The sequence below is a fragment of the Kitasatospora sp. NPDC093558 genome (assembly GCF_040683475.1).
In the GTDB taxonomy this organism is placed as follows: Bacteria; Actinomycetota; Actinomycetes; order Streptomycetales; family Streptomycetaceae; genus Kitasatospora.
In genome coordinates this window covers 1-2,371 of record NZ_JBFBDY010000850.1, presented here as the reverse complement: position 1 = coordinate 2,371, position 2,371 = coordinate 1, and the positions used below count along the sequence as shown (strand labels likewise).

The window sequence follows — 2,371 nt, the reverse complement described above, 5'->3', positions numbered from 1 at the left end:
GGGCACAGCAGCAGCCCGCCAAGCGGGCGCAGGCACTCCGTCAGGCGTTCCGTCAGGCGGCCGGTCAGGCGCCGAGGACCTCGCCGACCAGGGCGCGGGCCTCCTCCTGCACCCGGGCCAGGTGCTCGGGACCGTGGAAGGACTCGGCGTAGATCTTGTACACGTCCTCCGTGCCCGAGGGACGGGCGGCGAACCAGGCATTGTCCGTGCACACCTTCAGGCCGCCGATCGCGGCGCCGTTGCCCGGGGCCGTGGCCAGCACCGCGCTCACCTTCTCCCCCGCCAGCTCGCCGGCGGTGACCTGCTCCGGGGACAGGCGTGCCAGACGCGCCTTCTGCTCGCGGTCGGCCGGGGCGTCCACACGGGCGTAGGCCGGCTCGCCGTGACGCCCGGTCAGCGAGCGGTAGTACTCACTGGGCGTGGTACCGGTGACGGCGGTGATCTCCGAGGCCAGCAGCGCCAGCAGGATGCCGTCCTTGTCGGTGGTCCACACCCCGCCGTCACGGCGCAGGAACGAGGCCCCGGCCGACTCCTCGCCGCCGAAGGCGATCGAGCCCTCCAGCAGGCCCTCGACGAACCACTTGAAGCCCACCGGGACCTCGACCAGAGCGCGCCCCAGATCCGCGGCGACCCGGTCGAGCATCGAGGAGGACACCAGCGTCTTGCCGACCGCGGCGTCCAGCGGCCACTCCCCGCGGTGACGGAAGAGGTAGTCCACCGCCACCGCCAGATAGTGGTTGGGGTTCATCAGGCCACCGTCGGGGGTGACGATGCCGTGCCGGTCGGCGTCCGCGTCGTTGCCGGTGGCGATGTCGTACTCCGCGCGGCGCCCGATCAGGGACGCCATCGCCGACGGCGAGGAACAGTCCATCCGGATCCTGCCGTCCCAGTCCAGCGTCATGAACCGCCACGTCGGGTCGACCCCGGGATTGACCACCGTCAGATCCAGACGGTGCATCTCGGCGATACGCCCCCAGTAGGCCACCGACGCACCCCCCAGCGGATCCGCGCCGATACGCAACGAAGCCGAACGCACCGCGTCCAGGTCCAGCACCCGCGGCAGATCCTCCACATAGGCGCCCAGGAAGTCGTAACGCCCCGTGGTGGCCGCCGCCAGCGCCCGCGCGTAAGGCACCTTGCGCACCCCCCGCAGCCCCTCACGGATCAGCTCGTTCGCCCGGTCCTGAACCCACGCCGTCGCCTCCGAGCCCGCCGGACCGCCACTGGGCGGGTTGTACTTGAAACCCCCGTCACGCGGCGGATTGTGCGAAGGCGTCACCACGATCCCGTCCGCCAGCGCCCGCGGACTACGCCGGTTATGCGCCAAAACCGCATGCGAAACCGCCGGCGTCGGCGTATAGCCGTCCGCCGCGTCCAGCAGCACCTGCACACCGTTGGCCGCCAGCACCTCCACCGCCGTCACCCTCGCCGGCTCCGACAGCGCATGAGTGTCCGCCCCCAGGAACAGCGGCCCCGCCACCCCCTGCAACGCCCGGTACTCACAAATCGCCTGCGTCGCCGCCGCAATATGGTCCTCGTTGAACGCCCCGTCCAAAGACGAACCCCGATGCCCCGACGTCCCGAACGCCACCCGCTGACCCGCCTCCTGCGGATCCGGATGCAACGCATAGTAAGCCGTCACCAACCGCGCCACATCCACCAGATCACCCGGCTCGGCCAACCGACCCGCCCGTACGTGTACCATCCGCCTCACTCCCGCCACAATCCCACGCATCCACACCCCGCACCACCGATCGTAGCCACAACCCACCCCCACCCCCACCGGCAACCCGAACCCGGACCGGGACCGGGACCGGGACCGGGCACCCCCCCCCGCAACACCCCGAACCCACCACCACAACCACACAAAACCAGACAACCCTCCGTGCCCTCCACGCCGAACAGAACGCACAGCCCACCACGACACCCCCACAGCAGACACCCACCGCCGACAACGACACCCACCGCCGACAACCCCGACACAGACCGCCACGGCAGAGGACGTCACGGCAGAGGGCGGCACGGCAGAGGGCGGCGCAGCGAAGGGGCGTCACGGCGGAAGGCGTCAGCCGGGGACCGTCGCGGCGAAGGGGCGTCCGGTCCCGTCAGGCGGGCGGCGGGGGGCGTCGCGGCGAAGGGGCGTACGGTCCCGTCAGACGCGCAGCGGTGGGCGTCACGGCGGAGACCGTCCCGGCGAAGGGCGTCACGGCGGGAGGGCGTACGGTCCCGTCAGGCGCGCAGCGCCCTGCGCACCGAACGGGAACACACGACCCGGCAAGACGCCCCTGCACCGGATGCCACGACAGAACAACACACAAGAGAGCGGCGCTGGGATGTGCCTAACTGCGATGAGCGACGCGGGAGGGGGGCG

At 71.4% G+C, this 2,371-nt stretch carries 1 protein-coding gene; it reads right to left on the bottom strand.

The features are described from left to right. Nucleotides 1-64: 64 nt before the first annotated feature. Nucleotides 65-1,705 (bottom strand): phosphoglucomutase (alpha-D-glucose-1,6-bisphosphate-dependent), encoded by a 1,641-nt coding sequence (gene pgm, locus AB0O00_RS36050; RefSeq protein ID WP_363658926.1) that lies wholly within the window; start codon nt 1,703-1,705, stop codon nt 65-67. Nucleotides 1,706-2,371: the final 666 nt, after the last annotated feature.

Coding starts and splice junctions, on each gene's coding strand:
- pgm (WP_363658926.1), bottom strand. CDS start 1,705: ATGGTACACGTACGGGCGGGTCGGTTGGCCGAGCCGGGTGATCTGGTG.